General features: G+C 47.5%; 8 protein-coding genes and 1 riboswitch. Of the genes, 3 read left to right on the top strand and 5 right to left on the bottom strand.

Annotated features, from left to right (window positions below; genetic code table 11):
• Nucleotides 1–11: 11 nt before the first annotated feature.
• Both AR543_RS18585 and AR543_RS18580 read right to left on the bottom strand, forming a co-directional pair.
• Entirely contained in the window at nt 12–995 is a 984-nt protein-coding gene (locus AR543_RS18585; protein WP_060535894.1) for a DMT family transporter, read from the bottom strand.
• Between the two features lie 46 nt (nt 996–1,041).
• Nucleotides 1,042–1,752 carry a response regulator transcription factor gene (locus tag AR543_RS18580; RefSeq protein ID WP_060535893.1) on the bottom strand — a complete coding sequence of 237 codons (711 nt, stop codon included), beginning with the start codon at nt 1,750–1,752 and terminating at the stop codon, nt 1,042–1,044.
• A gap of 560 nt (nt 1,753–2,312) precedes the next feature.
• Here AR543_RS18580 and AR543_RS18575 point away from each other — a divergent pair.
• The 3 genes from AR543_RS18575 (at nt 2,313) to sdaAA (ending at nt 7,226) form a co-directional block, all read left to right on the top strand.
• Entirely contained in the window at nt 2,313–5,096 is a 2,784-nt protein-coding gene (locus AR543_RS18575; protein WP_082472277.1) for an ATP-binding protein, read from the top strand.
• 159 nt (nt 5,097–5,255) lie between these two features.
• Nucleotides 5,256–5,368, top strand: a riboswitch (glycine riboswitch).
• A gap of 279 nt (nt 5,369–5,647) precedes the next feature.
• Nucleotides 5,648–6,313, top strand: a complete 666-nt coding sequence (gene sdaAB, locus AR543_RS18570; RefSeq protein ID WP_060535891.1) for an L-serine ammonia-lyase, iron-sulfur-dependent subunit beta — start codon at nt 5,648–5,650, stop codon at nt 6,311–6,313.
• Between the two features lie 19 nt (nt 6,314–6,332).
• On the top strand, nt 6,333–7,226 hold the full coding sequence (sdaAA, locus tag AR543_RS18565; RefSeq protein WP_060535890.1) for an L-serine ammonia-lyase, iron-sulfur-dependent, subunit alpha: 894 nt from the start codon (nt 6,333–6,335) through the stop codon (nt 7,224–7,226).
• A 282-nt stretch (nt 7,227–7,508) separates the two neighbouring features.
• Here sdaAA and AR543_RS18560 read toward each other — a convergent pair whose 3' ends face one another.
• The 3 genes from AR543_RS18560 to AR543_RS18550 all read right to left on the bottom strand — a co-directional run bounded on the left by AR543_RS18560 (nt 7,509) and on the right by AR543_RS18550 (nt 14,641).
• Entirely contained in the window at nt 7,509–8,483 is a 975-nt protein-coding gene (locus tag AR543_RS18560) for a ring-cleaving dioxygenase (RefSeq protein ID WP_060535889.1), read from the bottom strand.
• 273 nt (nt 8,484–8,756) lie between these two features.
• The gene (locus AR543_RS18555) at nt 8,757–11,585 is read right to left on the bottom strand and encodes a right-handed parallel beta-helix repeat-containing protein (protein ID WP_060535888.1); all 2,829 of its coding nucleotides are present in this window, start codon (nt 11,583–11,585) and stop codon (nt 8,757–8,759) included.
• Nucleotides 11,586–12,139: 554 nt separating this feature from the next.
• Entirely contained in the window at nt 12,140–14,641 is a 2,502-nt protein-coding gene (locus tag AR543_RS18550; RefSeq protein WP_060535887.1) for a right-handed parallel beta-helix repeat-containing protein, read from the bottom strand.
• Nucleotides 14,642–15,134: the final 493 nt, after the last annotated feature.

Below are 15,134 nucleotides of genomic sequence, written 5' to 3'. Positions count from 1 at the left end.
CAGTATGGATATTAGTGATTTTTACCGGAAACAGGGGCTAGCTGCTCCGACTGCTCGGAAGTCTCGCCTTCGGGAGCCATAATATCCGGCGGCACCAGTGCTTCTTCTTTGTCTTTGCCAAACTGGATAAATACCCAGACACCGATCAGGATCAGAGTACCGGCTCCCAGCTGCATACCGGTCAATGCCTCGCCCAGCAGCCAGAAAGCGAGCAGGGAAGAGAAGACCGGTTCGCCCAGTACAGCCATCGATACAGCGCCGGCATTCATATACTTGAGCAGCCAGTTGAATAGATAGTGACCGAACAGAGTCGGTACCAGAGCCAGCAGCCAGAATACACCCCAATCCCTCGCTTCATAGCCGGTAAAAGGAATCTGGTTGACCAAATTGTATATAGCAAGCACGCCTGCTGCCATAAAGAACACCCAGAAATTATAGACAAGCGCCTCCATATAGGAGCGGATATGCTTGCTGATCAGCATATGAATAGCAACAGCAATCGTGCCGAAAAAGGACAGCATATCTCCCTGCAGCGCAGTACCGGATAACCGGAAATCTCCAAATCCGATCGCTACAGAACCGATTACCGCCATCGCCATACCAATAATCATATAGCGATTGGTCTTTGTCTTGAACAGGAAATACGAACCGATTACGACCATAATCGGCTCCAGTGTCAGAATAACTGTGGAGCTGGCGACTGTCGTCAGCCGCAGCGATCCCATCCACAGCAGGAAGTGCAGCGCCAGCATCAGTCCGGAGACAAATAGCAGCAGCCATACTTTCGGCGGAATACGGAACAGTTCGCGATAATAGCGAATCGCCAGCGGCAGCAGCAGCAGGTCGGTAAAATACAGCCGGTACATGGCGATTACCGATACATTTGCGTCGGACCAGCGTATAAAGATAGATGAAAATGATATAGCCAGAATACCGATAACGTACAGCACTTCCAGTGGAATCCAGTGCTCACGGGTCTTGATAGATTGATTCATGTCTGTTCTCCTACTCCTATGCTGCCAGTACAGCTTGATTTACTTTTTACATTACATATTTGTAACCGGTACCCCATACGGTCAGGATGTGCTCGGGATTTTTGGGGTCCCGTTCAATTTTTTTGCGCAGATTGGAAATATGTACATCAATCGTACGCTCCAGATAGGCACGGTCACCGCCTTTGATCCGGTCCATCAATTCATTGCGGGTAAAGACTTTGCCGGGGGAATGATAGAGTTCCCGCATAATTGCAAATTCGATCTGGGTTACTTCGACCTCCTGATTCTCGACAAACAAGCTGTGACGATAATCATTTACCGATACTCTGGACGGTATCTGCGCAGTCTCGGAAGCAGAAGCGGACACTGTTGCATAACCGTGCAGGCGCTGTGGACCACTACGGCGCAGCAGTGCCTTGATCCGTGCATCCAGCTCCTTGAGGCTGAATGGCTTGCAAAGAAAATCATCTGCGCCGTTATCCAGCGCTTTGAGGCGTTCATTCAGCATCGTATTGGCCGAGATCATCAGTACCGGAACAGTGGATTGTCTGCGAATCTGTTGTACCAGCTCGCTGCCACTCAGATCAGGAAGCATCAGATCCGTCACAATAATATCGGGCTGATAATCATGGAGTTTGCTAATCGCCTCTTTGGCGTCATGGATAAGCTCTGTATCGTAACCTTCCTCCTGGAGGAAAAATGCAATCATATCGGCGAGACTTTTCTCATCTTCAATAAGCAGAACTTTGATAGGCATGCCAGTCACTCTCCTGTGCGAAAATTATAAGCTTGATGAGTATGCATGACGATCAAGCCCATTAACTGTTTTAAGTGAACCATTCTTTAGGAACATACGAATAAACCGGTATAAAAGTTCAATCGTACAAGTTGTCCGGTTCGCAGCCTGGTCTGTGGGCTGTGCAGGATCAAGGATTAAATGGATAAAAATTTGGCTGATCCCATGGTAATTCTGTTCAATATGTAAGATAGTAAAGTTACTGAAGTTATAGTTTTATACATCTGAACACTATATGAATTATTTTCCAAACCGTCTCTTGACGTTATAATGAAATAAACTGACAGCAATATACTTTACATACAGATTTCGCTAACAAACCTTCTGACAAATACGGATATATTGTACCATTGTTAGCGGATATGGTGGATAAGGAATATTTTATGCGGATAAAGTAACAGACAGATCATGTCATACTCGGGATATTGTAATCAGTATACATGCACTCAGGCGTAGGATGACAATGAGTCAGACGGTCTTTCGGGTGAAGCTGCTGTACGTGCGAGAAAGGACCGTTCGTTATGAATCACAAAATACTTCACTGGTTAAAATACCCCTGGTTGGGGACAGGCATCCTGACGATTCTTGGCATAGCGGTTAACTGCTTCAAGCTGGATTTATCGGTTGTTCTTCAATTTATCTTTGGCGGTACGGCTGCCCTGATCATTTTAAGATTATACGGACTGCGGTTTGCAGCGCCGGCAGTTGTACTTATCAATCTGCCTTTTCTATGGACAGACTATTACGGATTCCTGCTGGCAGTCATGGGGCTGGAATTGATTTTTGTATGTATTGGCTCACGTCTATTTCCCAAGAGCAGTCTGCTCAAAATGGATGCGGCTTTCTGGGTGCTGGTTGCGCTGCCGATGTTATTTGTCGTGTACCGATACGCGCTTGAGCATACGGATCTTCGGCTGATCGGGCTACTGACCATAAATAGTGTGCTGAACGGTATTGTTAACGGGCTGGTGGCTTCGATTGTGGTGGAATCGCTGCTAAGCCGTGTAGCGATTGGCAGCCGGCCGTTTTATCCGATATCGCTGGGACGCATCCTATTCAAATATTTGCTGGCCTCTGTCGTGCTGGCTTGCCTGCTGGTGATGTTTGTAAATGGCCGTCAGCAATTTGAAGATATACTGGACTATGGAGCGGAATATATGAGTCGTACATCGCGGCTGTATATTCAGGAGATTCAGCAGAATCTGCTCGTACGGCCTGACCGGATTCAGCTATTGATGATCGATTACAAAAAGGATTTTGCTATTGATTCGCTGCTGCTTGACGATTCCGGAAAAACACTCTATACCACCATGCAAGCATCATTAGCAGCACGTTTTGCCGATAATACAGGATATCAGACAATGCTGGTTGAGCATCAGCCTGTCCATGGCCGTATTTATCAGCAGTTTCCCGACAGACCCCTCTACAAGCTGGAACGCTGGCAGGAGTCTTATCTGGTAATGAGTGTACCATTGTTGCAACAATATCGTCTTGTCTTAACTATGCCGCTTAACTTTTATTTAAACCCATATTATGCATTTTATCTAAGCAGCATTATAAAAATATTGCTTGTCGTTATTATGGCGCTTCTTTTGGCAAAGCCTATCAGCCGCAAATTGAGCCGTCCGCTGCTGCAGCTGGCTCAGGCTTCCAATAATATTCCGTCCAAGATCAAAGAAAATCGTCCGCTTCATTGGCCGGAGACCAATATTCTGGAAGTACGCAAGCTGATTCGTAATTTTAAATCGGTTGTCAGCACAATGGAACACCAGTATTTGCAGATCAAAAAGGATAAAGAGCTGTTGGAAATACGGGTAGTGGAGCGTACATTTGATCTGGCAGAAAGTGAAGCGCAAAAAAGTGCTATTTTGCAAATGGCGATCGACGGTATTATTTCAACAGATAGCCAGCTGCGGATTACCGAATTCAATCCGGCTGCCGAGCAGATGTTCCGCTGCAGGCAGGATGAAGTTATCGGCCGTCCATTAGCGGATATTATCCTGCTGGAAGCTGGAGATAATGGAGAAGGCTGTATAGCCGTGCAAGCGATCCGTCTGGACAATACAACATTCCCGGTGGAGCTGACGCGCAGCAACATACTGGCGGAAGGTACTTCTTTTCATACCTTTTTCGTTCATGATCTGACAGAAGAAGAACATCTGAAGCAGCAGCGAAGTGAGCAGGAGCGACAGCTCCAGCTGCTGAGTGATCGTCTGCTGGAAGAACAGGGCGCTGCCGAGAAACAGAAAAGTATTACAGGCAATCTGCTGCAGTCCGTGGAAGAGGGCGTAGTCATGTGCGATTCCCAGCAGCTGATTTCCTTTATGAATCCGACGATGCAGACCTGGTTCGAGCTGGCTGATTATACCGGACAACCCATTACAGAGCTGCTGATCCATATTGATCAGCTGACAGACAATACCTTTTCCCTGAATGAAAGACTGGAACATTATATGAACAGCGGCGAGCATTGGGAACAGGGAGAACTGATTCTGCTGAGCAACAAGCGGATCCTGTCACTCTACGTGACGCCAGTTATTGATCCGGTCGCCGGAATCCAGCACGGGTTTCTTCTCGTCTTCCGTGATTGCACCGAAGAAAAAAGGGTGCGACAGATGCAGGATGAACTGATTGCCGTCGTCTCGCATGAGCTGAGAACGCCGCTGTCGGCGATTATGGGTTATATCGAGATGCTGAGCCTGTATGAAGATATGCCGGCTGCCAAGCGGCAGGAGTTCATGAATACGATTCAGCAGGAGGGCAACCGTTTATCCAGACTGCTGGATGATTTCCTGGACAGTCAGCGTATCGAAGCAAGGCATATTGAATACCATATGAGCTGTCTGGCGGTACGCGAGCTCGTGCAGACGGTATGCTGTCAGTGGGATATTCATTCGCGGCATCGCATCCGTATACATGCCGGGAACGAGGAAATGTATATTTGGGGCGATCAGCACCGTATGATTCAGGTGATCCATAATCTGATCAGCAATGCGCTCAAATATTCACCAGATAGCATGGCGGTCGATATTAATATCAGACAGGAAGCCGACTCGGTCATTATTGCGATCGAAGATTATGGGATTGGTATTCCGGAGCAGGATCAGCCGCATGTATTTCGCAAATTTTTCCGTTCCCATTCGGCGGCTTCCCGCAAAATTAGCGGAACCGGACTGGGATTATACATCGCTAATCTGATCGTGCAAGATCATCAGGGTCAGCTGCAGGTCGTCTCCAATCCGGGTCATGGTTCCACGTTTATCCTGATGCTGCCAAAGTATACACCATTAACTTATTTTCTATAAAAAAGGTTGGCTCAGGCAGAAAATGAGCTCCTGAACCGTAAGTACGGAGTAACTTTGCCAAGAGGAATTGACAGTGTTATGCCGGCTGAATTAAGCTAGGGGTGACAAGGATAATGAGCAGAACCAAAGCGGGGATTTCCCCATGGAAATAGACTGCGAATGAAGATAGCGGGAGAGTCTGCGGATGTATGCGATCCGCCACCGAAGGAGCAAGCCGGCGGGAATGCCAGCCCCCGGTCAATCTCTCAGGTACCATGAACCGCTGCCGGACGCAACTCTGGAGAGAGCGCAAGCCACCCAAGGGGTATGATAGGCACAATGCCAGTATCGAAGATACCGGTATGCCCGTCCAAACTCTCAGGTAACGAGGACAGAGCAACAGGCCCTTGCAGGCCCTGCTCTGTCTTTTTTGTTGTCAGTTGGTACCGGATATGGAAAATGTATTATCAGCGGATACACACGGCGGAGAGCATCTATAGCACGACTCTGCCGGAATATAACTTGTTCAAGACAATAATCCACAGGCGCATATGCGGGAAAGAGGAATCAGAATGCGTTTTAAAAATGTATTCAACATTATCGGCCCATCCATGGTGGGTCCATCCAGTTCACATACGGCAGGAGCAGCACGTCTGGGGCGTGCGGCAAGGCAACTGCTGGGCGTTTGCCCGGAACATGCGGATATTATTCTGTACGGTTCATTTGCCGAAACGTACTGGGGACACGGTACCGATCTGGCACTGGTAGGCGGATTGCTGGACTACAGTCCCGATGATCCCCGCCTGCCGGATGCAGCGGAAGAAGCCGACCATCTCGGAATGACGATTCAATTTGATAAAGGAAGCGGTAATTATCCGCATCCGAACTTTGTACGTATTCGTCTGCAGCAGGGAGAGCGTACCGCCGAGCTGGCAGGCGCTTCTATCGGAGGCGGAAATATCGAAATTCATGAAATGAACGGGTTCGATCTCAGAGGGTCCGGGCAGTACCCGACGCTGGCGGTAGAGCATCAGGATAGCAAAGGAGTATTGGCGGATATTACGCGTACCCTGAGCGAGTCGGAGCTGAATATCGGCTTTATGGACGTGGATCGCAAATCACGCAGCGGTGAAGCAATGACAGTCATCGAACTTGATAGTGCCCCGGTTCAGGAAGTGCTGGATCGAATCGAGCAGCTGCCTCATGTGACTCGGGCAGTAGTTATTAATCTGGATTAATGGAAGGTTGTGAATCGGAATGCAATTCCGTTCGTTAAAAGATATTATCAGACTGTGTGAGGAACGTTCCGTAACGATAGCAGAACTGATGGTCGAAGAGCAGGTCAAGGAAACCGGCGTATCCCGCGAAGAAGTCATTCAGCAAATGACGGACTATTATCATATTATGAAAGAAGCTGTACACAAAGGGATTACAGAGGATACGGTTTCCCGCAGCGGATTGACCGGCGGCGATGCACGCCGGGTATACAATTATCTGAATAACGGAGAGACTGCATCCGGCAGCGATGCGACGCGTGCGATGTCCTATGCTCTTGCTGTATCCGAAGTAAATGCCTCGATGGGACGCATTATCGCGACGCCGACAGCAGGTTCCTGCGGCATTATTCCCGGTGTATTCGTAAGTACACAGGAGCGGTTTGGCTGGAGCGACGAGCAGATGGTCATGGGATTATTTGCTGCTGGAGCGATCGGTTATGTTATCGCCAATAACTCGTCGATCTCTGGCGCAGAGGGCGGCTGTCAGGCCGAGGTAGGATCTGCAATCGGTATGGCTGCAGGTGCAGTCGTCGAGCTGCGAGACGGTAGTCCCGAGCAAGCGATGCATGCAGTAGGTCTTGCTCTCAAAAATACGCTGGGGCTCATCTGTGATCCGGTAGCTGGATTAGTAGAGATTCCATGTATCGTCCGTAATGGACTGGGCGCAGTCAATGCACTGGCTGCTGCCGATATGGCACTGGCTGGCGTACGCAGTGCGATTCCTTCGGATGAAGTAGTAGATGTTATGCTGCAGGTAGGACGCTCTATGCCGAGTGAGCATCGTGAGACAGCCCGCGGCGGCCTGGCCCAGACCCCTACCGGTCGCAAAATTACAGAAGAACTGCGCCGTCGTAGACAGAATAACGGCAATTAAGATCGGAATCAACAGGATGATCTCCTGTCTTATTTCAATATAAAGACTGCCTGCTGCAGTACCTGAAGCCTCTGCTTTGTGCGGAGGCTTTTGAGTATACTGGTTATTATTCTACAACCAGCCAAAAAAGAGAAAAGATCCATAGAGTGCATCTTCAATATGGATTCACTTTTCATAAGCGTGTAAAAAGATGCTCTGAGGATTAGCCACTGTATCTCATCATTACAATACCAAAAACCGCCGTCATCAACAGGGATGACGGCGGTTATTTTTGTTATTGGATTAATCTTCAAGAACCAGCGGACGAAGCTTGGCTTCGATCTCTGTACGATGCGGCTCCAGGAATGGAGGCAGAGACAGTGTTTCGCCGAGCGAATCCATAGACTCATCAATATCGAACCCCGGTGTATCGGTCGAGAGCTCGAACAGAATGCCGTTTGGCTCACGGAAGTAGAGCGCGCGGAAATAGTGACGGTCAACTTTACCGGAGTTGGGAATACCCAGTTTGGATAATTTCTCCGACCAGGCATTGTATTGTTCTTCATTCGGTACACGGAAAGCGACGTGATGGACACCCCCGCGGCCAAGACGGGCAAATGGCAGCTCCGGACGTGTCTCGATATGAATTTCGGCACCTGCACCGCCTTCACCGGTAGCATATACCTGAATATCGGCATGCTGCTCACCAGCCAGAGATGGATAGGAACCGACATGGCGAAAGCCGAGTACTTCGGTCAAAATCATTACCGTGTTATCAGGGTTGGCTACCGTCAGTGTCACCGGTCCCAAACCGAGAATACCGTGTTCTACCGGTACATCCGAACCCGCCCATGCCTGACCGGGTGCAACGCCTTGCTCATTGTTGTCGGCTACCAGAATCAGACGGGTACCTTCAAAATCTTGGAAAGCAAGCGTATCGCGTCCGGCACGGGATTTGATTTCTTCGTGCGTTACATTAAGGCTGTCAAAACGATCGGACCAGTATTGCAGAGCTGCAGTATCAGCTACACGCAGGGAAGAAGCAGAAATACTGGATACACCCTGATACGTTGGACCAATGCCCGGCAGATCAAAAAAGGTCAATTCACTGCCCGGAGAAGCAACGCCATCTCCGTAAAAGAGGTGATAGGAAGTGGTATCGTCCTGATTGACTCCTTTTTTGACAAGACGCATTCCCATTACTTTGGTATAAAAATCAAAATTCTTTTCCGCTTTGCCTGTCATGATCGAGACGTGGTGAATACCTAACAGTTCCATAATCATCATCCTCCTGAGATTGTATATATAAATTGTTTTTGTATTTGAAATCTTAATGTTAAGATAATTATAGCATGAGTTTGGAAGAATACAAGAGGGTAGGCGAATTTTTGTGAGAAAAGTATAGTAGCTTTATTAAAAGGGAATATGAATCTGCATAAATTCATATAGAAAAAGAGGATTATACAGCAAAAAGACCATCCGATAGTATACGGATGGTCTTTGATACATTCAGATCATCAAGCCGTCAAGATCTGTAACAATAAGAAGTCATTAATGATTCGACAATCCGCCGCTTTCTGCGCGTGTTGTTACACGTGTGCGGTAAGTGTCGGTCTCCAGACCAATTTGCGGGAATACTTTGTTGAGGTCAGGGAATTTGGCAAGAATCTGCTTGTTGTCTGTACGCAGATCCATTTTGCTGTAATCGTAAAATCCTGCCTGTCCTACACTATTGATAAAGTCATTACCTGCGATCGTGGTATCTCCTTTTTTGGGAACCACGACACTTGGTGTGTTAACCAGCATATTATCTGTCATTTTGGTTCCGTTTGGATATTCGGGATGCCAGCTTGGGTCCAGGATGCTGCTCCACAGGGTATGATTATAACCATACTTTTGCTGAAGCGTTTTGCCGTATTGGGCCCATGGATTGCTAGTTGGATTCATCTCGCGCAGCTGGTCGGCGAAAATGCTGTTCACGCCATGGCTTTTGTTATCGCCGCGCTGATCAATCTGAATCATATTGGAATCGACTACCAGATTGTTTTTGGCAATATTATCATGACCATTTAGCAGAATTCCTTTGGTAGAGCCCTGAATAATATTGTACTGGTAGTTATCTCCGCTATCGGCTCCATCCGAATAGAAACCATTGGAGCGTTTGTTATGATGAATAAAGTTATAGCGGAGCACGTTGCCATACGATGCCCAGTCCTGTGCGGTATAGAAGGCACCGGTGTCACCTTCGATCAATGACGTATTGTGTACTTCATTGTATTCAAAAGTCAGATTGTTGCTGTATACGTAGCGTACAGCATCTTTGGGAACATCATGCATCAGGTTATGGTCAAACGTGATACCGACCGAGTTGCGAACCAGAATCGGCTCCAAGTGAGTCAGCTCACCTACATGATGAATATGATTATTGGTGACGCGACTATTGGCAGCAGTCAGGCTTTTGCGGTCACCAGAATCATTGATGCTGATTCCGAATCCGCCCAGTTCATAAATGTCATTGCTTTGGAACAGGTTGGAAGAACCGCCTACATCTAGTATTCCGCCGTTACCCAGATTACGCAGGGTGTTGGCAGCCACTGTAATATGCCCGCTGTTTTTGAGTTCAATCCCGTTGCCCATACTACCTTCAATTGTAAAGCCTAGCAGCTGCACATAGGAGGCATTTTTGAACGAGACCACCGGATTTTCATTATCGGCAACAATCATATTCAGGTTCTGGATTTTGCCGCCTTTTGGATAGTAATAAAGCTTATGATCCTTGAAGTCGAGTGCCCATTCACCTGGCTGATCAATTTCGTCCAGATAGTTGATTGCCCGCCATTCTTCAATACCTGTTCCGATCCGGTAAGGAGCACGGATCTTGGCTGTATATCCCGAATCATATGCTGACTCATAGACGTTGCCACTTACCGTCTTGGCATACACATCTTTGGTTACCACTGTCTGACTCGTGTTCTCATCCGGATAATATACAGGCGAAGGCTGTTCGCCAAGATAAGTCACTGGTGAGTCGGTAGCAGAACGATCCGACTTCAGAGCAGACGATTCCTTGGTAAGCGTACGATCTGTTCCAGAAGCAGTAGAATCTGCGGCAGCAGCGCTGTCTGTTTTCGCAGCAGTCTGATCGGTTTTTGAAGCTGTTGGCGCTGTGACAGGATTATCCAGCGACTGGAGTGTCACCGGTTTGGCATCTTCGGCTTCCTGCGCAGGGTCTGCGGCTTCAGTCTTCAGCAGGGAGTCTTCGGTCAGCTCTTCCTTGAGTTCAACCGATTTAGTTGTACCGCCTTCCTGATACATCGTATACGCTGTACTGGATGTATCTACATCGTGCAGCGCATCGTCAGCCGAAGGAGGCGTAGTCAGGGACTGCTGATTTTTATACGTATCGGCCAGAGCGGAGGTACTATTACGATAATCGACAACTGCTTTGCTCCATTTGGAGCCCATTCCGCCGTCCGGAATATCTTTTAGTGTGATGACATGATGCTTGGTATCTATTTCCTGAACCGAGCTGGTGATGGGACTCCATACAGTTCTCCAGAATCCTTTAAGATAAAGGGGATGGCCGGATTCGAGTGACTTTTTCCAGCGTTCGGAACGGTTGGTTCCATCCAGGTCCAGTGTATTGGTCGTATCATCATTCTCGGGGATACCGCCTTCTCCGTAGTAAAAGGATTTGGCATCTGCCGAGCCGTTAATAGTCGTCCAGCCTTTGCGATGATTATTGACCGATTCGCCCGGATTCGGCCACTGGGAGATTGGCTGACGTTCACCATTAGCGATCAGGTCAACAATACCCCATTGCTCGGTAAAGGAAGTACCGCCGCTAAAGTGAAAAATATGCTTGAATCCTTTTTGGGTCATATCCAGCTCATACAGCTTGTCGGCATAGACATTCGGATGGACGCGAGCTGCTGCTGCCGGGCTAAGCGGCTTCCAGTCGGATGCCGGTACATGTACACCATTGGTCAGTGTGACATGTTCGCCGGGATAGCTGCGGTAAATAATTGGTTTATCTGCAGTACCTGAATCTTGTTCATTCAATTCCAGGGTAGAAGTCTCATATTCGCCGCCTTTGATCCAGACGGTAATACCATGCTCGGGCAGCTTGCCATTCAGAGCACGGATAGCATCTCTTGCTTTTTCCAGAGTGGCATATGGCTTGTCTTCGCTGCCATCTCCGCTTGTATCACTACCGGAAGTTGCTACATACAGATTCATTCCGGTTGCTGTGACCGCTCCGCTGCTCAGTATGGCAGTTCCCTGGCTGCTTGCCTGTTCGGCAATTGCGTAGGGAACAGCCATCGCACTGGACAGCGCGAGTACAGCCGTAAGCGATACAATTTTTTGAAACGTCTTCATGTGTATGAATTCCCTCCATTCTCATTGTGTGCGAGTAGCCGGAGTACGAGCATGTCTCCGTCATGATGCAGTACCTGATTTATAATCTGCAACCACCCCCTTCACAGAATCAGTCGGTCAAAGCCATTATATATAATAAAAGATTGTCGAGAAATTAGCAAAAACAAAAAAATATATCATTAATTGTAAAAATTATCTCATTAAATTAATATATGTGTTTCTTTTTTGTAACCATTTGAGCATAGCTTGTTCGATCTTGTCAAGTTTTGCATGAAAAAGAATCTGCAGGAATCACGTCAAAAGAGGCTTTGTGCACATGTGAAGGGATGTCTTTGTTTAGCAATAAAGTACTTGAAACAAGCGCACAATGAGAGCTTTACTGCTTGTTTAACGGTTGGCTGTTATTACAAAATACGACTGTTTATACCCGAAAAAAGCAGAAATCCCGGGTGAACAGGATTTCTGCTTTTTAAAGTCAGGCAAAGAGGGGAGTTAGCCGTTATCTGTACAAGCTGTTTTTTGCTTCGTACATTTAAAATATTTATCCAAAAAGATTAACGGTTGGTCAGGCCTCCGGATTGTGCACGGGATATGACTTTGGTACGATATTGATCCTGCACTAGACCGATTCTTGGGAAAATCGTATTCAATCCGATAAATTTAGCTTGAATTTCTGGGTTGTTGGAGCGGAAATCCATATTTTTGGCGTCAAAAAACTGGGCATCAGCGATATTAGTAAAGTTCAGATTATCTTTTACAGTAAACGTACCATTTTTGGGAGTAGTGACCGCACCGCTTTGTACGAATACATTATTGGAAATATTGGAGCCGTTCGGGAATTCCGGATGCCAGTTCGGATTCAGGATATCCGCCCACAGATTGGTAGTGTAGCCATAAGTGGCTTTCAGGTCTTTACCATACTGCAACCATGCGCCAGAAGTCGGATTTTTGCTGATCAGGTTTTGTGCATAGGCACCGGTTGCGGTGTACCCACGCTGGATACCGCGATCGTCGATTTGTCCTGCTTTTTGCGTATCGATGACCATATTGTTGCGAGCCAGATTGTCATGTCCGCCGCCCATTAGGAAGCCGGTTTGGGATTGCTGGATAATGTTTTTGCTGACTACGTCACCGCTGTCGCCATCGTCAAAGTAGAAGCCGTTGGAACGCTGGTTGTGGTGAATAAAGTTGTAGCGCAGTACGTTACCGTAAGAAGTCCAGTCCTGTGGTGTGTAGAAAGCACCTGTGTCACTTTCGACCAGAGACGTATTATGAACTTCGTTGTATTCCATCAGCAGATTGTTGTCGGACGGATATTTGATTGCTGCTTTGGGAGTATCATGCACCAGGTTATGATCAACGGTAACACCAACTGATTCACGGACAACGATACCTTCCAGGCTGGACAGGGTACCGACTTTGTAAATGTGGTTATTGCTGATTTTGGTATTGGAATTGGCCAGTGTGGCACGATTGCCAGAGAAACCGACCGTAATGCCGCTTGCCCCCACTTCAAACACGTCGTTACTTTGAATGATATTGTTGTTGCCATAGTAATCGACAATACCGCTGCCAGTTACATAGCATACATTGTTGCCGGCAATTGTAATATGGTGGGAACGCTGCAATTCAAATCCGTTACCCATACCGCCTTCTACGTCAAAGCCGAGGAACTGGATATAAGCTGCATCATTGAATTTGACGATAGAAGATTTGTTATCGGCGATGGTTACGATTTGCTTGCTCAGGTCGCCAGTCGGATAGTAGTAGATTTTGCCGTCTTTAAAGTCCAGTGCCCATTCACCCGGCACGTCGATTTCGTCCAGATAGTTGATCGCTTTCCATTCTTCCAGACCGCTGCCGACACGATAGCTGACACTTGTGTCAGGAACAAATGGATCGCTATTCGCAACTGCCGCTTCGTACACGCTGGCTGTTACAGTTGCAGCGCCCAGTGGTGGAACGACCAGCGAAGGTGCCCCATATACATTGGAGGTTACATTGTTATTGGTAGAGGACAGGTAAGTGACTGGTGATTGTTGTGTGAATGGAGTAGAGGTGTTGTATACATTGGCAGTAACACTGGTGGAGTTGAGAGTACGGGTGGTGTTAACAACGGTTGGGCTGAATTTGTCACCCATGCCGCCGCTAGGGATGTCCTTTAGAGAAATGATGGAATCGGCAGGGAAAATAGCGCCCACCTTGCTTGTTACCGGACTCCAAGCTGTTCTCCAGAACCCTTTGACATAAAGGTCATGGCCTTTAGCCATCGATTTTTTCCAACGTTCGGCACGGTTGGTATTATCGGCATTCACATCGTCAGTGGAATCTCCGTCTTCCGGGATGCCGCCTTCACCGTAGTAAAAGGATTTGGAATCGGCGGAACCGTTCATGGTCACCCAGCCAGGGCGGTTGGAGTTGATAGACTGGTCAGCGTTCGGCCATTGGGAGATTGGCTGGCGAATGCCATCAACGATCAGATCGGCGATGCCCCATTTTTCGGTAAATGTGCTGCCGCCTTCGAAGCCGGCGATATTCTGGATACCAAGTGCAGCTGCATCAATCTCACGCAGCTTGCTGGCACTTATTGCAGGATTTACACGGGCTGCAGCATCTGCACTGAGTGGCTTCCACAGGGTAGGATCAATGCCTTTACCGGTAGTCAGGTTGACGGTTTCGCCAGGATAAGTGCGGTAGATCACCGGTTTGTCGGCTGTACCGGAATCCTGTGGGAACAGATCGAATGTTGCAGGGAGGTTGTAAGTTCCGCCTTTGACCCATACGGTGACGCCGCCAGCTGGCAGGACACCTTTGTAAGCACGTACAGCGGATCTTGCTTTGGTGATCGATTTATAGGGAGCTTCTTTGGTTCCTTTGCCAGTCACGTCGTTGCCTGTCAGATCCACATAAATATTGGCGCCTGTCTGAACGATGTTACCGCTGCTGATCATTCGTGTTGCTGCCGCTGCATAAGTGGTTTTGGTCTGTGTTGGCAAGAAGCCTACCAGTAATGCTGCCGATAATGTTAATGCTGTCCATTTTTTGATGCTCATCATGATGATTTCCCCCTGATATAATAAAGTCGGGCACGAACCCGGTAAATGAATTAAAAGGTAAGAACATTTTTACTTAATCCATGAAAAGAGAGGCAAGATTTGGAACGATCAGCTTCAGTGCAGAATGACCCTTTGTCGAACAACCAGGTCCAAAGAAGTGGTAGTGGTTCTGCCGGCTTATCGCTGCCAGTAGTTCATAGGTGAAGTAAAAATGTTCCTTTCGACATAATTTAGTATATTACAACTTATAATGTCTGATAACCGCCTGAATTTCTTATTCTTTATTAGAGGGAATAGGGTTAATTAATAGGACAAATAGTAGCTAATTCCCATTACATACTAAGCAAACATTGAATTGGGACCTTGTATGCGAATGAACATCCTGTACCTTCCCATAAGTAGGAACATTTTTGCATAGAAAAAGCCCCCGGACTAGTCCGAAGGCGTGATCAAAGGCAGAATACCAAGTACTGATAGTCAGGTGTAGCGGTTG

The sequence above is a fragment of the Paenibacillus bovis genome (genome assembly GCF_001421015.2).
Classification (GTDB): Bacteria; Bacillota; Bacilli; order Paenibacillales; family Paenibacillaceae; genus Saccharibacillus; species Saccharibacillus bovis.
This window is presented reverse-complemented; position numbering and strand designations above follow the sequence as displayed.

Coding starts and splice junctions, on each gene's coding strand:
- AR543_RS18585 (WP_060535894.1), bottom strand. CDS start 995: ATGAATCAATCTATCAAGACCCGTGAGCACTGGATTCCACTGGAAGTG.
- AR543_RS18580 (WP_060535893.1), bottom strand. CDS start 1,752: ATGCCTATCAAAGTTCTGCTTATTGAAGATGAGAAAAGTCTCGCCGAT.
- AR543_RS18575 (WP_082472277.1), top strand. CDS start 2,313: ATGAATCACAAAATACTTCACTGGTTAAAATACCCCTGGTTGGGGACA.
- sdaAB (WP_060535891.1), top strand. CDS start 5,648: ATGCGTTTTAAAAATGTATTCAACATTATCGGCCCATCCATGGTGGGT.
- sdaAA (WP_060535890.1), top strand. CDS start 6,333: ATGCAATTCCGTTCGTTAAAAGATATTATCAGACTGTGTGAGGAACGT.
- AR543_RS18560 (WP_060535889.1), bottom strand. CDS start 8,483: ATGGAACTGTTAGGTATTCACCACGTCTCGATCATGACAGGCAAAGCG.
- AR543_RS18555 (WP_060535888.1), bottom strand. CDS start 11,585: ATGAAGACGTTTCAAAAAATTGTATCGCTTACGGCTGTACTCGCGCTG.
- AR543_RS18550 (WP_060535887.1), bottom strand. CDS start 14,641: ATGATGAGCATCAAAAAATGGACAGCATTAACATTATCGGCAGCATTA.